A 17,974-nucleotide genomic window follows, 5' to 3' on the forward strand; every position below is an offset into this window, starting at 1 on the left:
CCTCTTCCATTCCCTCGTCGAAGTCCTCGCCCCTCGCCTCCGCCGCGTCCGCCGCCGCCTCCTCCTGCGCGTCGATCTCCGCGTGGTTCTCCGGCGGCGCCTCGCCGTTCAGGGCGCTCTTCAACACCTGGCTCGGCCGGAAGGTCAGGACCCGACGGGCGCTGATCTCGATCTCCTTGCCCGTCTGCGGGTTGCGCCCCACGCGCGCCTTCTTCTGGCGCACCTGGAAGTTTCCGAACCCGGAGATCTTGATCTTGTCCCCGCGCTCCAACGTCTCCTTCACGGTGTCGAAGACGAGCTCTACGATCTCCGCCGACTCCTTCTTGGAGAAGCCGACCTTCTCGTAGACCCCCTCGATGATGTCCGCTTTCGTCATGCGAGTCCTCTGGCACCCGTGATGGCCGGTGAACGCGGGGCATGGTGTCAGCCTTCCCCGAACCGTGTCAACGTCCTGACTTCATTCAGGAATTCAGGCGCGCAGGGCCGCCCCCAGGCGCTGGTTCACCTCCGCGATGATGCGCTGGTGGGCCTCCGTGACCTCCGCGTCGGTCAGCGTCCGCTCGGGCGAGCGGTACCTCAGGGCGTACGCCAGGTTCTTCTTCCCCTCGGGGATCGGCTTGCCCGTGTAGACGTCGAACACCAGCGCGTCCTCCACCAGCGGCGCCCCCACCTCCAGGATGACCCGGCGCACCTCCTCGTTGCGCAGCTCTAGCGGCACCACCACCGCCAGGTCCCGCAACACCGCCGGGTACCTGGGCAGCCCCTCCGCCTGCGGCACCAGCCGCGCCGCCGCGTACAGCGGCTCCGTGTCCAGCTCGAACACGAACACGCCCTCCGGCAGGCCCAGCGCCTTCGCCACGCGCGGGTGCACCTCGCCCACGTGGCCCAGCACCGTCCCGTCCTTCAGCGCCACCCGGGCCGTGCTCCGAGGGTGGTACGCCGGAGGCTCCGCCGGGGTGAAGGCCACGCCCTCCACGTGCAGCGCGTGCAGCAGCGCCTCCACCGCCCCCTTCGCGTCGTAGAAGTCCACGCGCGCGTCCTTCTGCGTCCAGGACCGGCCCCCGCCGCGCAGGCCCCACACCAAGCCCGCCACGCGCGGCACCTCGCGCGCCGCGGGGCGCATCCCCTGCCCGCCCTCCGGGTCCCGGAAGTACGCCCGGCCCGCCTCGTACAGGCCCACCGACTCCACCTGGTGGCGCACGCTGCGCGACAGGTTCTCCAAGAGGCCCGGCAGCAGGCTCGTGCGCATCACCGACTGCTCGACGCTCAGCGGGTTCAGGAGCGCGATGGGCGCCTCCTTCCCGCCCAGCACCTCCAGCGACTTCGGCGCCACGAACGAGTAGTTCACCACCTCGGACAGCCCCGCCCCGCCCAGCGCGTGGCGCAGCCGGCGCTCCGCCTCCATGGACGGCGGCTCCGGCGCCAGCGTCTCCAGCCCTCGCGGCAGCCTCGCCGGGATGTTGTCGTAGCCGTACACGCGGGCGACCTCCTCCAGCAGGTCCTCCTCGCGCTCCACGTCCACGCGCGCCCGCGGCACCTCGAACGTCGTCTGGCCCTGGGACTCGTCCACGGCCCTGAAGCCCAGCGCCGTCAGGATGCGCCGGACCTCCGCCTCCGGCACCGCCACGCCCAGCACCTTCTCCACCCGGCCGTAGCGCAGCGTCGCCCGGCGCGGCGCCAGGGGCTCGGGCTGCACGTCCACCCGGCCCGGCGCCACCGTGCCGCCCGACAGCTCCGCGATGAGCTGCGCGGCCCGATCCAACGCCGGCAGCACCGCGTCCAGGTCCGCCCCGCGCTCGAAGCGGTGCGACGCCTCCGTGTGCAGCGCGTAGCGCTTCGCGGACCGGCGCACGCCGGAGCCGTGGAAGTGCGCGGACTCGATGACGATGCGCTTCGTGCCCTGCGTCACCTCGCTGTCGCCGCCGCCCATCACGCCCGCCAGCGCCTGCGCCCGGTCGCGGTCCGCGATGACCAGGTCGTCCGCGTCCAGCGTCCGCTCCTTGTCGTCCAGCGTGCGCAGCTTCTCGCCCGGCTTCGCGGTGCGGACGACGATCTCCTGGCCCGCCACCTTCTCCAGGTCGAACGCGTGCAGCGGCTGGCCATACTCCAGGAGCACGTAGTTGGTGACGTCCACCACGTTGTTGATGGCGCGCACGCCGCACGCCTTCAGCCGGTCCTGCATCCACTGCGGCGACGGCTGGACGGTGAGGCCCTCCACCACCCGCGCCGCGTAGCGCGAGCAGCGCTCCTTCGCGTCGATGCGCACCTTCACCAGCTCCGCCACGGCCTTGCCGGACTCGACGGGCCTGGGCTGCGGCGGCTTCAGCGGCGCCCCCGTCACCACGCCCACCTCGCGCGCGATGCCCAGGTGGCTGAGCGCGTCCGGCCGGTTCGGGGTGACGTTCACCTCCAGCACGGAGTCATCCAGCCCCAGCGCCTCCGCGATGGGGATGCCCAGCTTCGTGTCCGCGGGCAGGATGAGCAGGCCGGCCGAGTCCTCGGTGATGCCCAGCTCCTTCGCCGAGCAGAGCATGCCGAAGCTGTCCACGCCCCGGAGCGCGGCCTGCTTGATCTCCATGCCGTTGGGCAGCTTCGCGCCCACCGTGGCCAGCGGCACCTTGTCGCCGACCTTGAAGTTCTTCGCGCCGCACACCACCTGGAACAGCGCGGAGCCGCCGATGTCCACCTGCGTGACGGACAGCTTGTCCGCGTTGGGGTGCTGCACCGACTCGCGGATCTGCGCCACCACCACGCCGCGCAGGCCCTCGCCGGGGCGCTCCACGCCCTCGATCTCCAGCCCCGCCGCGGTCAGCTTGCGCGCCAGCTCGTCCACGGACGGCGGCAGCGCGACATAATCACCCAGCCACTTCACTGAAATCTTCACAGGGTTTGTCCTCTTGCCTGGTGGGCCGGAATCAGAACTGCGCGAGGAAGCGGGCGTCGTTCTCGAACAGCATCCGCAGGTCGTCGACGCCGTAGCGCAACATCGCCAGGCGCTCCACGCCCATGCCGAACGCGTAGCCCGTCACCTCCTTCGGGTCGTAGCCCGCGGCGGTGAAGACGTTCGGGTGCACCATGCCGCTGCCCAGCACCTCCAGCCACCCGGTCTGCTTGCACACGCGGCAGCCCTTGCCGCCGCACGACGCACAGGTGACGTCCACCTCCGCGGAGGGCTCCGTGAAGGGGAAGAACGACGGGCGGAAGCGCGTGCGCGTCTCCGAGCCGAAGAACGCCTTCACGAACGCGTCCAGCGTCCCCTTCAGCTCCGCGAAGCTCACGTCCTTGTCCACCAGCAGGCCCTCGACCTGGTGGAACATGGGCGTGTGCGTGATGTCCGAGTCGCGCCGGTACACCCGGCCCGGCATCACCGCGCGGATGGGCGGCTTGCGCGACAGCATGTGCCGCACCTGCACCGGCGACGTGTGCGTGCGCAAGAGCGACGGGCTGTCCGCCTTCTTCGCGTGCCCCAGGCTGGGCTCGTCCACGTAGAACGTGTCCTGCATGTCCCGCGCAGGGTGGTCCTTGGGCAGGTTCAGCGCCTCGAAGTTGAAGTAGTCGAGCTCGATCTCCGGCCCGACCGCCACCTCGAACCCGAGCCGCGCGAACGTCCGGACGATGTCCTCCAGCGTCCGCGACACCGGGTGCCGCCCGCCCGGCAGCACCGCGCGCCCCGGCAGCGTCACGTCCAGCTGCGGCCCCTTGAGCTTCGCCTCCAGCGCGGCGTCCTCGGCGCGCTTCACCGCGTCCGCCAGCAGCCGCTCCAGCTCCGCCTTGACGGCGTTGGCCACCTCGCCCAGGGCGCGGCGATCGTCCGGGGGCAGCTTGCCCATGCCGCCCAGCACCGCGGACAGCTCGCCCTTCTTGCCCAGGTAGCGGATGCGCAGCGCCTCCACCTGCGAGGGCTCCGACACGCCGGAGATCTCCTGGCGCGCCGCGTCCGCCAACGCCTGCAATCGATCTCGCATCGTCCTCTTCCCGCCTTCCATTCACGCCCCGGACGCCTCTGACGCCGGGCAAAAAAAAGGGCCGCCCCCTGGTGGAGGCAGCCCGTTTCAGCTTCGGGAGCCGGCGTCACCGCCGGCCGTGTCTCAGGCTGCCTTCGCGATGTTGGCGATGGCGGCAAAGCCCGCGGGGTCCGCGATGGCCAGATCCGACAGGACCTTGCGGTCCAGGGAGATCTTCGCCTTCGCCAGGCCGGCGATCAGCTTCGAGTAGGACAGGCCCACGCTGCGCGCGGCCGCGTTGATGCGGACGATCCACAGCGAGCGGAAGTTGCGCTTGCGCACCGCGCGGTCGCGGGTGGCGTAGTCCAGGGCGCGCTCCACGGCCTGGTTCGCACGGCGGTAGCAGTTCTTGCGACGGCCGCGGAAGCCCTTCGCAAGCTTCAGAATGCGATTACGACGACGACGAGCCTTGAAACCCTTTTTGACGCGCATGACACACTCCTGACTTCTGGAAGGGAGCCCCGGGGCGCTGGCTGCACGCCGCTCCGCCAGGACTCACGATTGGTTCAAACCCTGAAAGGACGACTCAGGCGCCGTAGGGGAACAGCTCCTTGATGACCTTCTTGGCGTCCATGTCGCGCAGGTGGCCCGTGCCACGGTTGCCGCGCTTCTGCTTGGGCGTCTTGGAGAAGGTGAACAGGTGCTTGCTGTACGCCTTGCCGAACTTCACCTGGCCGCTCTTCTTCACGTGGAAGCGCTTCTTCGCGGCGCTGCGGGTCTTCAACTTGGGCATGATCCCAAACCTTCCTTCTGCTTCGTGTCGGCCGGCAGTCTTCGTGACGGACGGCGGTCCGGGACACACGGTTCCCGGACGCTTTGGGCGAAAGCCTCTATCACTCTTTTGATGCGATGGGGGTAGCGTTTCCTACAGCCGCTGCAGAAACCACCGCCGCCGGAACCTCCGGCCCCCCCGCCCCGGGTCCCCGGGCCCCGCCGCCCCTCCCCACTTCCGCCGGCTTGACGTCCGCCGGCCTGCCCTCCTGCTTCTTCCCGGCCGCCTCCACCTGCTGGCGGGCCAGGTCGCGGGCGCGCTGCGCCACCTTCGGGTTGGGGGCCAGGATCATGAACATCTGGCGCCCTTCCATCCGGGGGTGCTGCTCCACCACCGCGATTTCCTTCAGGTCCTTCGTCACGTCGTCCAGGATCGCGCTCCCCAGCTCCTTGTGGGTGATTTCACGACCCCGGAACATGATGGTGATCTTCGCCTTGTTCCCCTCCTCCAGGAACCGGCGGACGTTGCGGACCTTGAACTCGTAGTCGTGCTCCTCCGTCTTGGGGCGGAGCTTCACCTCTTTCAGGTGGACCACGACCTGCTTCTTCTTCGTTTCCGAGGCCTTCTTCTTCTCCTCGTACTTGAACTTGCCGTAGTCCATGATCTTGCAGACCGGCGGCTTGGCCATGGGGGAGATCTCGACGAGGTCGAGTCCGTCCGCCTGGGCGCGCGCCAGGGCTGCTTCGATGGGCATCACCCCGAGCTGCTCGGCGTTGGGTCCGACGACGCGGACCTCACGGGCTCGGATACGGCGATTGGTTCTCTGATCGCGAACGATGGGAGGACCCTCCGACGGGTCGGGGATCGAGCAGGCTCTCAATCCCCGGAAAGCCGGGCACGTAGTTCAGCCCGGACTGGGAGTCAAGTCCCCCACCCGGCTCAGGGCAGCGCGGCTTCCTTGGCCAACAGGGCCTCGAAGTCGGCGTACTTCATGGTCTTCAGGTCCTCGCCCCCGTACCGGCGGGGGGCCACGGCGCCGGACTCCACCTCGTTGTCGCCCACCACCAGGGTGAAGGGGACCTTCTGCAGCTGGGCTTCGCGGATCTTCGCGTTGAGCGTCATGCCGCGCTCGTCCAGCTCCACGCGGAAGCCCTTGGCGCGCAGGTCGTCGCGCACCTTGCGGGCATAGTCCAGCTGACGGTCCGCCACGGTGACGATCGTGGCCTGCACCGGGGCCAGCCACGCCGGGAAGGCGCCGGCGAAGTGCTCGATGAGGATGGCGGTGAAGCGCTCGAAGGAGCCGAAGATGGCGCGGTGGAGGACCACCGGGCGGTGCTCGGCGTTGTCCTCGCCCACGTAGGTGAGGTCGAAGCGCTCCGGGGCCAGGTAGTCCAGCTGCATGGTGCCCAGCTGCCACCTGCGGCCGATGCTGTCCGACACGGCGAAGTCGATCTTCGGGCCGTAGAAGGCGCCGTCGCCCGGGGCCAGCTCGTAGGCCAGGCCCAGCGACTCCAGCGCCGCCTTGAGGCCGCCCTCCGCGCGATCCCAGAGGAAGTCATCGCCCAGGCGCTGCTCGGGGCGCGTGGACAGCTTCACCGCGTAGGTGAGGCCCACCGCCTTGTAGACGCGATCCAGCAGTTGCACGAAGCGCCGCACCTCGTCGGTGATCTGGCTCTCCATGCAGTAGATGTGCGCGTCGTCCTGCGCGAACTGACGGACGCGGGTGAGCCCCCCCAGGGAGCCAGCAGCCTCGTTGCGGTGGAGCACGTCCTGGGTGTGCAGGCGCAGGGGCAGGTCGCGGTAGCTGTGCTTCTTGAAGCCGAAGAACAGGTGGTGCGACGGGCAGTTCATCGGCTTCAGGGAGAAGTCGTGCTCGCCGGACTCGCTGTCGAGCACCAGGAACATGTTCTCCTTGTACTTGCCCCAGTGGCCGCTCGTCTCCCAGAGGCCCTTGTTGAACATCAGGGGCGTCTTGATCTCCACGTAGCCGTCGCCGGCCGTGAGGTTGCGCATCCAGTTGGACAGCGTCTGGTAGAGCGCGGTGCCCTTGGGCGTCCAGAAGGCCGCGCCCGGCGAGTACGGGTGGAAGTGGAAGAGGTCCAGCTCCTTGCCCAGCTTGCGGTGGTCGCGCTTCTTCGCCTCTTCGATGCGCGTGAGGTAGGCCTCCAGCGCCTTCTTGTCGAAGAAGGCCGTGCCGTACACGCGCTGGAGCATGGGGTTGCGGTGGTCGCCGCGCCAGTACGCGCCGCTGGAGGAGAGGATCTTGATGACGCCGATCTTCCCGGTGCTGGGCGCGTGGGGCCCCAGGCAGAAGTCCACCCATTCGCCGTGGCTGTAGAGCGTGAGCGTCTTGGCGCCCTTGGCGGCGATGTCCTTGACGATCTCCACCTTGAACTTCTCGCCCTTCTCCTCGAAGAGCTTGATGGCGTCCTCCATGGAGATCTCCGTGCGGACGAAGGGCGCGTCCTGCTTGAGCTCCGCGTTGGCGGCCGCCTCGATCTTCTCCAGCTCCTCCGGGGTGAAGGGCTTCTCGCGGAAGAAGTCGTAGTAGAAGCCCTCCTCCGTCGACGGGCCGATGGTCACCTGCGTGCCGGGGAACAGGCGCTGCACGACGCTGGCCACCACGTGCGCGGCGTCGTGGCGGATGAGGTCCAGGCCCTCCGGGCTCTTGGAGGTGAAGATCTGGAGCTTCGCGTCCGCGTCGAGCGTGCGGGACAGGTCCACGTCCTGATCATTGACCCGGGCGAACAGGGCCGCCTTTGCGAGCCCGACGCCGATGCTGCCCTTCACGAAGTCCGCGATGGTCGTGCCCCGGGCGGTCTGCTTCTGGCTGCCGTCGGGGAGCGTGACCGTGATGGTTTCGGACATGGAGGAAGACCCCTGCGCTGGAAAAAACCGCGGGCGGCAGGCTTTTGGAAAAGCCGGCCGCCCGCGAGATGGAACGCTTACTGATGATGGGTCGTAGTGGGATCGAACCACTGACCCCTACCGTGTCAAGGTAGTGCTCTACCGCTGAGCTAACGACCCGTCGTGCGGATGGGCGCGGGGAATAACAGCGGGCTCCCGCACCTGTCAAGGAACATGAGCGAAGGCCCTTCTCTTCCCCGCGCTCACGACTCCAACAACGCGCGGACGCGTTTCATCACCGCGTCGAACATGGCGGGGGTGAGCCTCCCCGTCTGGGTGTTCTGCTGGCTGACGTGGTAGCTGCCCACGAGCCACCGGCCGTCCGGCAACCGGGACTCGGCGCCGTGGCCGAAGGCGGGCCGGGGCGTGGGGAGCGGACCGCCCGTGCGGGCAGCGGACGCCAGCGCGGCGTTCCACCCGATGGCCCCCAGGGCGAGCAGCACCCGGCCCGGCAGGAGCGCCATCTCCCGGTCCAGGAAGGGGGCGCAGCGGGCCAGCTCCTCCGGCAGGGGCTTGTTGTCCGGCGGCGCACACCGGCCGGCGGCGACGATGAAGGCGTCCGTCAGCCTCAGGCCGTCCTCCCGGTGCTCGCTGTGCCCCTGGTTCGCGAAGCCCGCGCGCTGGAGGCCCGCATAGAGGAAGTCGCCGGAGCGATCCCCGGTGAACATCCGCCCGGTGCGGTTGGCGCCGTGCGCGGCGGGCGCCAGCCCCACGATGATCAGCCGGGCCTTCGGATCGCCGAAGCCAGGGACGGGCTTCCCCCAGTATTCCCAGGCGCGGTAGGCGCGCCGCTTCACGCGGGCCACCTCTTCACGCCAGGCCACCAGCCGGGGGCAGGCCCGGCAGGCGATGATCTCCTGATGCAGCTTCTCCAGCTTCGTCACGGCGCGCGTGCGCTCCCCTTGTAGAGCTCCGTGCGGCGGTAGCGCTGGAGGACGACGCTCAGGACGACCTTGAGGATGGCGCTGGCCGGGACCGCGAGGAGGATGCCCACGAACCCGAACAGCTCGCCGAAGGCGAGCACCGCGATGATGACCGCCACGGGGGCCAGGCCCACCTTCTCCCCCACGACGCGCGGGGTGATGACGAAGCCCTCGGCGAGCTGCCCGACGATGAAGGTCGCCGCCACCACCGCCAGCTGCCACGGCCCCTGCCACGACAGGAGCACGCCCAGGACGGCCAGCACCACGCCGATGCCCGTGCCCAGGTAGGGCACCATGTTGCCGAAGCCGGCGATGAGGCCGATGGCGATGGCCAGGTCGATGCGCGCCACGGACAGCCCCACCGCGTAGAGCACCGACAGGATGGCGCCCACGGTGAGCTGGCCCTGCACGAAGGCGGACAGCACCTCGTCCACCTCGCGGAAGCGCTGGCTCACCAGCGCCACGGAGCGGCGCGGCAGCAGGTCCTGGATGCGCCCCATGAGGCGCGGGTAGTCCTGGAGGAAGAAGAACGCCAGCACCGGCACCACCGACAGGCCCAGCAGCGTGGCCGCGAAGCGCGCGGTGTTGCCGGCGAAGCTCGCCACCAGCCGGGCCGCCGTGGGGCCCGCGCTCTGGATCAGCTCGGAGGCCTTCTCCCCCAGCTCCGCGGTGCGCTGGCTCACCAGCTCCGGCAGGGACACGCCCAGCAGTGACTCCACCTGCGGCACCACCTGGGTGCTGGCGCGCTGGAAGAAGCCGGGCAGCTTCGCGGCCTCGTCGCGGAACACCGGCACCAGGTACAGGCCCGCGCCCACCATCAGGAGCGTGCCCGCGACGAAGAGGATGGACGTGCCCCAGGTGCGGTCCACGCCGCGCTTCTCCAGGAGCGTCACCATCGGGTTGAACGCGTACGCGCCCGTCAGCGCCAGCAGCACCGGCACCGCCACCCCGCCGAACACGGACAGGAGCGCGAACACCAGCGCCAGCGAGCCCACCATCGCTCCGGACCAGATGAAGTCGACCCGGCGGGCCTCCGCCTCATCCAGGGCCGAGGGGTCTCCAGGCGGGGGCACGGGCTCCGGGTGCACGACGTGCAGCACCGGGGACACCTCCGGGGTCGCGCCAGGCGGCGGAGCCTTCACCGCGCGCGCACTGCCTCTCTTCCGACGTCCGATGACCGCCTCCTGTCCCCGCCCATCCTACGGCGTCTTCGGCCCCTGATTGCGCTCCATGTACGGGCCCGAGGCGTCGCCCGCCACCTCGCGGACCAGGGCGCCAGCCCCGGAGGGGCCCCCTCAGGGAGCGCCGCCGCCCTCGGGAGCCAGGGGCCGGAGCTTCACCTTCAGCGTCACGCGCGCGCCGCTGGGCTGGTAGTAGGTCGTGTACGGGTAGAACCCGCGCTTCTTCACCTCCACCTGGTGGAAGCCCGAGTCCCCCAGCCGCAGGCTCCGGGACACCCCGGCGAAGTCGGTGCAGGTGCCCTGCTCCACCCCGTCCAACAGGACCTGGGCGTCGGAGGGCTCGCACCGGAGCACCAGGTCGCCTCGCTTGGCCGCGTTGGACGCCATCAGCTGCTCCGCGCGGGCCACCGTCGCGGGCTGCTCCTGCTTCGCCGCGCAGCCGCCCGTCAGCAGCAGCGCCAGGGCGAGTCCCGCCGTCGTTCCGCGGATCATCCCGGGCATCACTGCGTGACGATGGCCACCCGGCCCTCGGCCAGGAAGCGCGTGTTCGCCTCGGTGAGGGCGCGGATGCCCTCGGCGCTCAGCACCAGGTCCGAGCCCTGGAGCTGCGCGGCCTTCACCACCAGGGGCTTGTCACCCACGCGCGAGGCCTTCCGCGCGGCGTCGAGGCTGCTGAACCAGGCCGCGACGCCCGCCGTGCCGCGCGCCTCCTGCGAGAGCACCGTCGCGGCGTAGAGCGCCTTGCCCGTGGTGTCCACCAGGCGGGGCGCGAGCACCGGCTTCGCGCCCAGCCCTCGCGCGTCCACCACCAGGCCCGTGTACTTCGCCGCGCCCTCCGCGTTGAGCACGATGGCCGGATCCGGCGGGGGCATCAGCGCCGCGGTGAGCGCCGCGAGCGGCACCTCCACATCCATCTCCACGCCGCTGTCGGAGAAGTAGCGCGTGGCCAGGATCTTGTAGCCCCGGAGCGCGCCCTCCACACGGGTCCTCACGTCGTCGCGCACGAGCTCGTCGCCCACGGTGCGGCCCGCGCTCACCTGGATGCCGCGGGCCTGCTCCAGCAGGTTGCGGAACGCGTCCTGCTTCGCGGAGCGCTCGGCGCCCAGGCGGGCCTGACCGGGGTTGGCGGCCTTGAGGTCCGGGGCCCCGGCGCCCGTGGCGCGCAGGACCTGGCCTTCCCAGTTGATGCCCGCGGTGCCCACGCCGCGCGCGGGCCCAGCGGCGGACGTGGCGGGTGCGGCGGCCTTCGCGTCCTTGCCCTGGCCCGACGCCGTCAGCGGCACGGCCAGCAACAATCCCCACAGGGAACGCCTCACGGAGCACTCCTCCCGTTGTCGCCGCCGCGGAACGGCGGCGAGCGCACAGGGAACCTCTCCGGTCATTCAAGGGGGGCACTTCGCGCGAAGTCAAGGCGACCCGGGGACGGGCGGATCCGCCAGACACCCTCGGCTTCGCGTACCGCGAACCCCCGGTGGCGCCGCGCGATCGCGGTGGCGCACGCAGAGGGTAACGCCTCGTGTCAGTTGCCGTCGCTGTGACGGTCGACGTAGGCGTCGATCATCTTGCGGTGGCGCTCGGTGAGCAGCGTGAAGCGCACGCCCGACTGTTCCTTGCGGCCCAGTTCCTTCCACTCGCGAACGACTTCACCCTCGGCGTAGATGATCTCCTCGGAGCCGGGGAGCTGGAACTGGAGGCCCACGCGGCGCGCGTCGTGCTGGGGCTCGATGAGGCGGGAGAGGCTGACGCCTTCCTGGCTGATGTCCGCGGCCCGGGTCATGTACGGCACGCCGCCCATGTACTTGTTGAGGTAGATGTCCAGGGGCGCCCGATTGGCCTTCCGCTTCTCGCTCATTGGCTCATGACCTCCAGCAGGTGCAACAGGCTGCTGCGGGGGTGCAGCGACCTGAAGGCACAGTACGTTCAGACGTCATGCGCGCAAGAAAACGGCGGCCTCCCCGTGCGCCAGGCGGGCCTGCGTGCGCCGCCTTTTTCCGCTCGCTGGATTCTTCGCGTTGGCCTGTGCCCGCGGGCTGCCAGCGCCCCTATAGTCCCCCCCATTCTCGTGAAAGGCGGAAGCATGCGTATGCAGTGGAAGGCGGCCCTGGTGTTGATGCTCGGCGCTCCGGGACTCGCCCTGGCCCAGACCCCGACCAGGCCCTCCAAGCCGGCCGCCCCCAAGGCCGCGTCCTCCGGCAACACCGCCGTCTCCAGCCCTGCGTCCGAAGACCCGTCCGGCACCGGGCCCGCGGACCTCAAGACGGAGGACCAGAAGACCATCTACGCGCTCGGCGTGTCGCTGGGCCAGAGCGTCACGGCGCTCGCGCTCAGCCCGGACGAAGTGAAGCTGCTGATCGGCGGCCTCCAGGACGCGGTCGCCGGCCGCCAGCCCGCGGTGGACCCGAAGGAGTACACCCCGAAGATCCAGGCGCTCGCCAAGGCGCGCATGGCGCAGGTCAACGTCGCCACGCTGGATCGCGCGTCCAAGGAGCCCGGGGCCACCCGGCTTCCCTCCGGCGTCATCTACCGCGAGCTCAAGGCCGGCACCGGCAAGTCGCCCCGCGCCACCGACACCGTGAAGGTGCACTATCAGGGCACCCTGGTGGATGGCTCGGAGTTCGACAGCTCCTACAAGCGCGGCCTGGCGGTGGAGTTCCCGCTCAACGGCGTCATCCCCTGCTGGACCCAGGGCGTGCAGAAGATGAAGGTCGGCGGCAAGGCGAAGCTCACCTGCCCCGCGAGCACCGCGTACGGAGAGCACCCGCCCACGGGCTCGCGCATCCCGCCCAACGCCGTGCTCACCTTCGACGTGGAGCTGGTGGACGTCCCCGGCAACACCGCCGCCACGCCTTGAAGCCCTCCGCCGGGGGCCCGCATGTCGCGGGCCCCCGCGAAGGTGTCACGACGTCGGCAGCTTCACGGACCGGCCGCCAAAGGGCGGATTGGCCATGATGGCCTGGGCCAGCCGGTCCGAGAACGCGCGTCCCTCTCGCTGGAAGGACTCGGTCTCCTCCGCGTTCAGGCGCACGCGCACCTCGAACTGGACGATGCCGCCCACCACGACCTCGATGGACAGCGCCCCGCCCCGCTCGCGCAGCACGCGATACAGGAGCGGGCTCTGGAGGAGCACCTCTTCGCCGCTCACGGAATCTCCGCCACCTGCGTCTCCGCCACCGGCGCGTTGATCACCATCACCTCCGGCGCGCCGCCGGACGTGTAGCCGCCGAACTTGAAGCAGTCGGTGTCCTCGGGCGTGGTGCACTTCCACACGCCGGGGTCCGCCTCCACCGGCAGGCGCGTGCAGACCTTCTGCGCGCCCAGGTCCAGCGTCATCATCCGCAGCGGGCCCTCGAAGTTCGTCGCCGGCAGGCCCAGCTCCTTGCCCAGCACCGCCGGGTCGTGCTTGCCGTCCGCCGTCTTCGCCTTCTCCACCGCGCCGTGGATGCTCGCCGACGGCGCCGCGAACAGGTAGCAGGCCGCGTCGTTGCAGCGGCCGAAGTTCTTCGCGCCCGTCTGCACCACGAACTTCTGGTACGCGCTGTCCGTCATCAGCCACGACACCTTGCGGTCCGGGAAGTTCTTCGCGATGTGCTGATCAATCCCGTAGGGGCTGGCCATCGCGTCCGCTTCCTTGGAGATGGCCTTCTGCGCATCGTCACAGAAGTCCACCAGCGACGCGGTCGCGGGCGTCGGCTCCGTCGTGTCCGAGGGCTTCGTGCCGCCCTTCGTCGTCGCACAGCCCACCAGGGTCGACAGGGAGCCCAGCACCAGCACGCGAGAGAAGAAATTCAAGGTCAGTCCTCCAGGGAAGCGAAGTGGGGAATGCCCGAACTATCACAGTGCCGCTTCGGTGGCGCGCAACAATGCGTCGGCGCTGACGGGGGCGCCGGTGGCGTGGCGCATCCATTCGTCCGGCGTGACGGAGCCGAAGGTGGCCATGCGCTCGAACTCCGCGCCCAGCGGGCCGTGCTGCTTCAGGTGCTCTTCAATCTGGAACGCGATGAGGTGCCCGAGCGGGTAGTCCGGCAGGTACAGCGGGTAGCTGATCATGTGGCTGTAGATGCCCAACAGGGGGCTGTCCTTCCGCCCCAGCACCGGCGCATAGTAGCGGTTCCACACGTCGCGCGACACGCCAGCCACCGCTTCGCGCAGCTGGGCGGGCGTGGCGTCCGGGTGTTCGTACATCCAGTGCCACGTGGCCATGTCCACCAGCGCTACGCCGGCGATCTCCCACGCCTGCCAGAAGTCGTTGAGCACGCGCTCGCGCTCGCTGGCCGCGTCCGGCTGCCCCAGGCCCAGCAGCTCCAGGTCGCGCGCCTGGAAGACGAAGGCCAGGGCCTCCGTGAAGGCGTTGTTGGGGACACCGGACAGGAGCGTGTGGTCCACCTGGTACAGGCTGAAGACCTGCTCCACGTTGTGCCCCAGCTCGTGCACCGCGATGTTGTAGCCCTTGTAGTCCATGCCCCCCTGCTCCACGCGCGTGCGCAGGCGGGGGAAGTCGCCGCGGCGCAGCGCCTGCTGGGCGTGGCCCGCGCCCCGGGACGCGTCCACACGGATGTACGACGCGAGCACGTCCGCCTTCTCCCGCGTGAAGCCCATGCCCTGGAGGATGCGGGGGATGTCGCGCGCGAAGGCCTCCGCCGTGGGGTAGCGCTTGCGCGTCAGCGCGTCCAGCTGCGCCTCCGGCACCTTCGAGCCCGGGCGGAAGCCGGGGTACCACAGGTCCTGCGGCTCCAGCGGGCGGCCCAGGCGCGTCTCCATCAGCTTCGCCACGCGCGGCACCAGCGGGGACTCCAGGAGCTGGGTGAGCAGCGCGCGCACGCGCTCCTCCGGCAGGCCGCGATCCAGCTCGAAGGCACGGGCGATGCGCGTGGGCGCCACCGGCGAGTACGGGTCCACCTTCCGCGACGCCTGGAACGTGGCGAGCAGCCGCGCGTAGCGCGTGTCCGGCTCCGGCGCGGCGTCCGCCTTCGCGGCGCGCCGGGGCGCGTTCGCCTCCACCGTCTCCGGCGGCGCCACGGTGACCTTGTTGGTGAAGGGGTCCCAGTCCACGCGCGGGTTGTCGATGACGGCGGCGGGAAGCGTCTGCGTGACGATGCGCTCCATCACCTGGACGATCATCCGCTGCTTCGCCAGCCCCCGCGGATCCGCGTAGTCCGCCTTCAGCTCATCGCGCAGGTTCCAGTGGCTGATGAGCCGCAGCCCCTGGGGGAAGAGCCGCTCGCCCTTCGCGTCCACCAGGTGGTGCATCCAGATGTTGTACTCGGCGATGTAGAGGTTCGCGTCCGCGATGGCCTGCGACACCTTCTGCTCCACCGCCGCGGGCACGCGCCGGTTGAAGCGCGACGCGAGCTTCGCCTCCGCCCACTGGCGCCGCGTCCAGGACGGGCCCTCCTTCACGCGCTCGGACAGGGTGGTGAGCGGGAAGTTGAGCAGGACGACGAAGCCCGGCTTCGCCTGGAACAGGTCCGAGGTGACGTTGGCGGACGGGTCATACGCCGCGAGCAGCGGCTCCACCGGCAGCAGCGGCCCCAGGTCCAGGTCCGTGAACCACTGGAGCTCCCGCCCCAGCTCGTTCATGTGGCCGTCGAACTGCTCGAACAGGCCCTCGAAGCGCGTGAACGTCGCGTCCAACTGGGGGCCCGTGGGCAGGAACTGCTCGCGGGCGAAGGCCGCCAGGTCCCCGTCCTCCGGGCGCCACAGCGCGGCCACCTGCTCCACGCCCCGCGCGATGCGCGCGCGCTCCGCCTCTCCGTGCTGCTTCACCAGCTCCTGCTTGAGCGCGGCCAGGGACTCCTTCGTCACGGGCGCGGACGGCGCGGACGCGGCGGCCGTCGGCGCGGGGGCCGTGGACGGAGAGGTCGTGGCGCACCCCAGGGCGGCCACGAGGGGGAGGAAGCGCAGGCGGGAGGGGGACATGCGGGCTCCGGAAAAGACAGAAGGCCCGACCCGGGAGAGAGTCGGACCTTCTTGGGTGAATCAGGAAACGGTCAGGCTCAGACCGCGCGAACGTTCTGCGCCTGCAGGCCCTTGGGGCCCTTGGTGACTTCGAACTCCACCTTCTGGCCCTCGGCCAGCGTGCGGAAGCCGTCCATGTTGATGGCGGTGTGGTGGCAGAACACGTCCTCGCCACCGCCGTCCTGGGTGATGAAGCCGAAGCCCTTCGCGTCGTTGAACCACTTCACGGTTCCAGTTGCCATTGCCTTGTTCTTCTTTCATCGCGGACAGGAAGAGTCGCCGTCCGGTCCTACAGAGTTCGACCCTACAAGACGGGAACCAGCCTAAGCGCCCGTCCGTGCGGAAGTCCACTCCCTGGATGCGTCACCAGCCACACTTCTGACCCTTGTTCTGCGCCTGGAGCCAGCGGCGCAGCGGGGCGAAGTACTCCAGCATGGGGGTGGCATCCATCTGGCGGCTGCCCGTCATGGCGGCCAGCGCGTCCGGCCACGGCTTGCTGGCGCCCAGCTCCAGCATGGCCTGCAGGCGCTGGCCGGCGGCCTTGTTGCCGTAGATGGAGCACTCGTTGAGGGGGCCCTTGATGCCGGCGGCCTCGCACAGCGCCTTGTGGAACTGGAACTGGAGGATCCTCGCGAGGAAGTAGCGCGTGTACGGCACGTTCGCCGGCACGTGGTACTTGGCGCCCGCGTCGAAGTCCTGCTCCGTGCGGGCCACCGGCGGGGCGATGCCCTGGTACTTCGTGCGCAGCGCCCACCAGCTCTTGTTGTAGTCCGCCGGCTTCACCTTCCCGCTGAACACGTCCCAGCGCCACTGATCCACCAGCAGGCCGAAGGGCAGGAAGGCCACCTTCTCCAGCGCGTCCTTCAGCTGGAGGTTGATGACGTTCTTCTCGTTCTTCTCCACCGCGCCCAGCAGGCCCAGCTGCTGGAGGTAGGCCGGGGTGATGGAGAGCGTGAGCGCGTCGCCAATGGCCTCGTGGAAGCCGTCGTTGGCGCCGGCCTGATAGAGGACGGGGAGCTTGTAGTAGTACGTGTAGTAGTAGTCGTGGCCCAGCTCGTGGTGGATGGTGACCAGGTCCTCCTCGGTGGGCTTGATGCACATCTTGATGCGCAGGTCGTTGTCGTAGGTCACGTCCCAGGCGGACGCGTGGCAGACGACGTCCCGGTCGCGGGGCTTGGTGAACTGCGAGCGCTCCCAGAAGGACTCGGGCAGCGACTTGAGGCCCAGCGAGGTGAAGAACTTCTCGCCCAGCTTGACCATCTTCTGCGCGTCATAGCCCTGCTTCACCAGGGCGCTGTCCACGTCCAGGCTGGCCTGACCGGGGAACGGCTCCACCAGCGGATAGATGTTGTTCCACTCCTGCGCCCACATGTTGCCCAGCAGGTGCGCGGGGATGGGCTTGCCGGCGGGCACGACGGCCGCGCCGTACTGCTTCGCGAGCCGGCCGCGCACATAGCAGTGCAGCTCGTCGTACATGGGCTTGACCTGGGCCCAGAGCCGCTGCGCGTCCTTCTCGAACGCCTCCGGCGGCATGTCGTAGGCCGACCGCCACAGCGTACCCAGGTCGTTGAAGCCGATGTCCTTGGCGCCCGCGTTGGAGAGGTCCACCAGCTGCGTGTAGAGCGGGCGCATGGGGCGGCTGATGGCGTGCCAGCCCGTCCAGGCGTCCAGCAGCTCATCCGCGTTGCGGCTCTCCGCCATCACGTCGGACAGCTCCTCCAGGTCGCGGCACTTCCCCTTGCCGTCCTTGCCGCAGTACTTGCCCTTGCCGTAGAGGCCCTCCAGCTTCGCGGCGGTGGCGGCCAGCGCCGCGCGCTGCGTGGGGTTGGACGGGGCGGGCAGCGTCTGGGACACGCGCAGCAGGTGCAGCATGCGCGCGGTGTCCGCGTCCAGCTTCAGCCCGTCGAAGCGGCGCGAGTCCTTGATGGCGCTGTTGACGTAGGCCATCACCTCTTCGTTGACGGAGGCGGCGTTCCGCTCGGTGTCGTCGGTGATGTACGTGCTCTTGATCCACTCGGCGGTGGCCTGGCGGGTCCAGAGCTGCTTCAGGTCCGCGTTGAGCTTGTCGACGAACTGCTTCGCCTCCGCGGGCGTGGCCTTCGCGGCCGGAGCAGGCGTCGACTGCGCGCTGGCGGCCGGCGCCGCGAGCGACAGGGCGGCCAGTGCCGCGCGAATGAAGGACGGGGGAGTGCGGGTCATGGACGCGGACACTATGGGAAGTGCCCTGCCCTCGCACCCGCGAAGTCACCGGGCCCGCGCGCCCTGCGCTCGGGGTGAACACCGCGCGCCCGC

Annotated in this window: 17 protein-coding genes, 1 tRNA gene and 1 pseudogene; 1 reads left to right on the forward strand and 18 read right to left on the reverse strand. The window is 69.9% G+C overall.

The genetic code is table 11. The annotated features are described in order from the left end of the window. Positions 1-97: 97 nt before the first annotated feature. From U8525_RS10705 to U8525_RS10765, 13 genes and pseudogenes are all read right to left on the reverse strand, one after another. A pseudogene (locus U8525_RS10705) lies at positions 98-376 on the reverse strand (integration host factor subunit alpha); the annotation flags it as partial. Between the two features lie 93 nt (positions 377-469). Beyond that, a complete protein-coding gene (gene pheT / locus U8525_RS10710) occupies positions 470-2,884 on the reverse strand; it encodes a phenylalanine--tRNA ligase subunit beta (RefSeq protein WP_374264427.1) in 2,415 nt (804 codons plus the stop codon). 31 nt (positions 2,885-2,915) lie between these two features. Then, on the reverse strand, positions 2,916-3,965 hold the full coding sequence (gene pheS, locus U8525_RS10715) for a phenylalanine--tRNA ligase subunit alpha (protein ID WP_374264429.1): 1,050 nt from the start codon (positions 3,963-3,965) through the stop codon (positions 2,916-2,918). Positions 3,966-4,088: 123 nt separating this feature from the next. Continuing rightward, the gene (gene rplT, locus U8525_RS10720) at positions 4,089-4,436 is read right to left on the reverse strand and encodes a 50S ribosomal protein L20 (protein ID WP_374264431.1); all 348 of its coding nucleotides are present in this window, start codon (positions 4,434-4,436) and stop codon (positions 4,089-4,091) included. A 94-nt stretch (positions 4,437-4,530) separates the two neighbouring features. Continuing rightward, positions 4,531-4,737 (reverse strand): 50S ribosomal protein L35, encoded by a 207-nt coding sequence (gene rpmI, locus U8525_RS10725; protein WP_223632473.1) that lies wholly within the window; start codon positions 4,735-4,737, stop codon positions 4,531-4,533. Between the two features lie 100 nt (positions 4,738-4,837). Next, positions 4,838-5,581, reverse strand: coding sequence for a translation initiation factor IF-3 (gene infC / locus U8525_RS10730; RefSeq protein WP_374264661.1), 744 nt, complete (start codon positions 5,579-5,581; stop codon positions 4,838-4,840). Positions 5,582-5,655: 74 nt separating this feature from the next. Beyond that, the gene (thrS, locus tag U8525_RS10735) at positions 5,656-7,584 is read right to left on the reverse strand and encodes a threonine--tRNA ligase (protein WP_374264434.1); all 1,929 of its coding nucleotides are present in this window, start codon (positions 7,582-7,584) and stop codon (positions 5,656-5,658) included. A gap of 87 nt (positions 7,585-7,671) precedes the next feature. Then, a tRNA-Val gene (locus U8525_RS10740) sits at positions 7,672-7,743 on the reverse strand. A gap of 83 nt (positions 7,744-7,826) precedes the next feature. Continuing rightward, the gene (locus U8525_RS10745; RefSeq protein WP_374264436.1) at positions 7,827-8,507 is read right to left on the reverse strand and encodes a uracil-DNA glycosylase; all 681 of its coding nucleotides are present in this window, start codon (positions 8,505-8,507) and stop codon (positions 7,827-7,829) included. Further along, positions 8,504-9,688 (reverse strand): AI-2E family transporter, encoded by a 1,185-nt coding sequence (locus U8525_RS10750; protein ID WP_374264438.1) that lies wholly within the window; start codon positions 9,686-9,688, stop codon positions 8,504-8,506. The genes U8525_RS10745 and U8525_RS10750 overlap by 4 nt, the downstream gene beginning before the upstream one ends. Before the next feature lie 153 nt (positions 9,689-9,841). Beyond that, the gene (locus tag U8525_RS10755) at positions 9,842-10,219 is read right to left on the reverse strand and encodes a hypothetical protein (RefSeq protein ID WP_374264440.1); all 378 of its coding nucleotides are present in this window, start codon (positions 10,217-10,219) and stop codon (positions 9,842-9,844) included. An 8-nt stretch (positions 10,220-10,227) separates the two neighbouring features. Next, entirely contained in the window at positions 10,228-11,043 is an 816-nt protein-coding gene (locus U8525_RS10760) for an LPP20 family lipoprotein (protein ID WP_374264442.1), read from the reverse strand. A gap of 203 nt (positions 11,044-11,246) precedes the next feature. After that, on the reverse strand, positions 11,247-11,579 hold the full coding sequence (locus U8525_RS10765) for a PilZ domain-containing protein (protein WP_374264444.1): 333 nt from the start codon (positions 11,577-11,579) through the stop codon (positions 11,247-11,249). Between the two features lie 225 nt (positions 11,580-11,804). On the opposite strand from U8525_RS10765, the gene U8525_RS10770 reads away from it, so the two are divergent. After that, the gene (locus U8525_RS10770; protein ID WP_374264446.1) at positions 11,805-12,578 is read left to right on the forward strand and encodes an FKBP-type peptidyl-prolyl cis-trans isomerase; all 774 of its coding nucleotides are present in this window, start codon (positions 11,805-11,807) and stop codon (positions 12,576-12,578) included. Between the two features lie 45 nt (positions 12,579-12,623). Here the strand turns inward: U8525_RS10770 and U8525_RS10775 are convergent, their stop codons facing one another. The 5 genes from U8525_RS10775 to U8525_RS10795 form a co-directional block, all read right to left on the reverse strand. Then, positions 12,624-12,869: a hypothetical protein gene (locus U8525_RS10775; RefSeq protein WP_374264449.1), complete on the reverse strand. Its 246-nt coding sequence runs from the start codon at positions 12,867-12,869 to the stop codon at positions 12,624-12,626. Then, positions 12,866-13,516, reverse strand: coding sequence for a hypothetical protein (locus tag U8525_RS10780; protein ID WP_374264451.1), 651 nt, complete (start codon positions 13,514-13,516; stop codon positions 12,866-12,868). Before U8525_RS10780 ends, U8525_RS10775 begins: the two co-directional genes overlap by 4 nt. Positions 13,517-13,558: 42 nt before the next feature. Continuing rightward, the gene (locus tag U8525_RS10785) at positions 13,559-15,643 is read right to left on the reverse strand and encodes a hypothetical protein (protein WP_374264454.1); all 2,085 of its coding nucleotides are present in this window, start codon (positions 15,641-15,643) and stop codon (positions 13,559-13,561) included. A gap of 77 nt (positions 15,644-15,720) precedes the next feature. Next, positions 15,721-15,924: a cold-shock protein gene (locus tag U8525_RS10790; protein ID WP_223632522.1), complete on the reverse strand. Its 204-nt coding sequence runs from the start codon at positions 15,922-15,924 to the stop codon at positions 15,721-15,723. A 121-nt stretch (positions 15,925-16,045) separates the two neighbouring features. Beyond that, positions 16,046-17,881 (reverse strand): M2 family metallopeptidase, encoded by a 1,836-nt coding sequence (locus tag U8525_RS10795; protein ID WP_374264456.1) that lies wholly within the window; start codon positions 17,879-17,881, stop codon positions 16,046-16,048. Between the last annotated feature and the right edge of the window lie 93 nt (positions 17,882-17,974).

This window comes from Corallococcus sp. RDP092CA (genome assembly GCF_041903675.1).
Classification (GTDB): Bacteria; Myxococcota; Myxococcia; order Myxococcales; family Myxococcaceae; genus Corallococcus.

What these genes read in the sequence shown, in the direction of transcription:
- U8525_RS10755 (WP_374264440.1), bottom strand. Translation starts at nt 10,219, where the DNA reads ATGATCCGCGGAACGACGGCGGGACTCGCCCTGGCGCTGCTGCTGACG.
- thrS (WP_374264434.1), bottom strand. Translation starts at nt 7,584, where the DNA reads ATGTCCGAAACCATCACGGTCACGCTCCCCGACGGCAGCCAGAAGCAG.
- U8525_RS10795 (WP_374264456.1), bottom strand. Translation starts at nt 17,881, where the DNA reads ATGACCCGCACTCCCCCGTCCTTCATTCGCGCGGCACTGGCCGCCCTG.
- rplT (WP_374264431.1), bottom strand. Translation starts at nt 4,436, where the DNA reads ATGCGCGTCAAAAAGGGTTTCAAGGCTCGTCGTCGTCGTAATCGCATT.
- pheS (WP_374264429.1), bottom strand. Translation starts at nt 3,965, where the DNA reads ATGCGAGATCGATTGCAGGCGTTGGCGGACGCGGCGCGCCAGGAGATC.
- rpmI (WP_223632473.1), bottom strand. Translation starts at nt 4,737, where the DNA reads ATGCCCAAGTTGAAGACCCGCAGCGCCGCGAAGAAGCGCTTCCACGTG.
- U8525_RS10770 (WP_374264446.1), top strand. Translation starts at nt 11,805, where the DNA reads ATGCGTATGCAGTGGAAGGCGGCCCTGGTGTTGATGCTCGGCGCTCCG.
- U8525_RS10765 (WP_374264444.1), bottom strand. Translation starts at nt 11,579, where the DNA reads ATGAGCGAGAAGCGGAAGGCCAATCGGGCGCCCCTGGACATCTACCTC.
- U8525_RS10790 (WP_223632522.1), bottom strand. Translation starts at nt 15,924, where the DNA reads ATGGCAACTGGAACCGTGAAGTGGTTCAACGACGCGAAGGGCTTCGGC.
- U8525_RS10785 (WP_374264454.1), bottom strand. Translation starts at nt 15,643, where the DNA reads ATGTCCCCCTCCCGCCTGCGCTTCCTCCCCCTCGTGGCCGCCCTGGGG.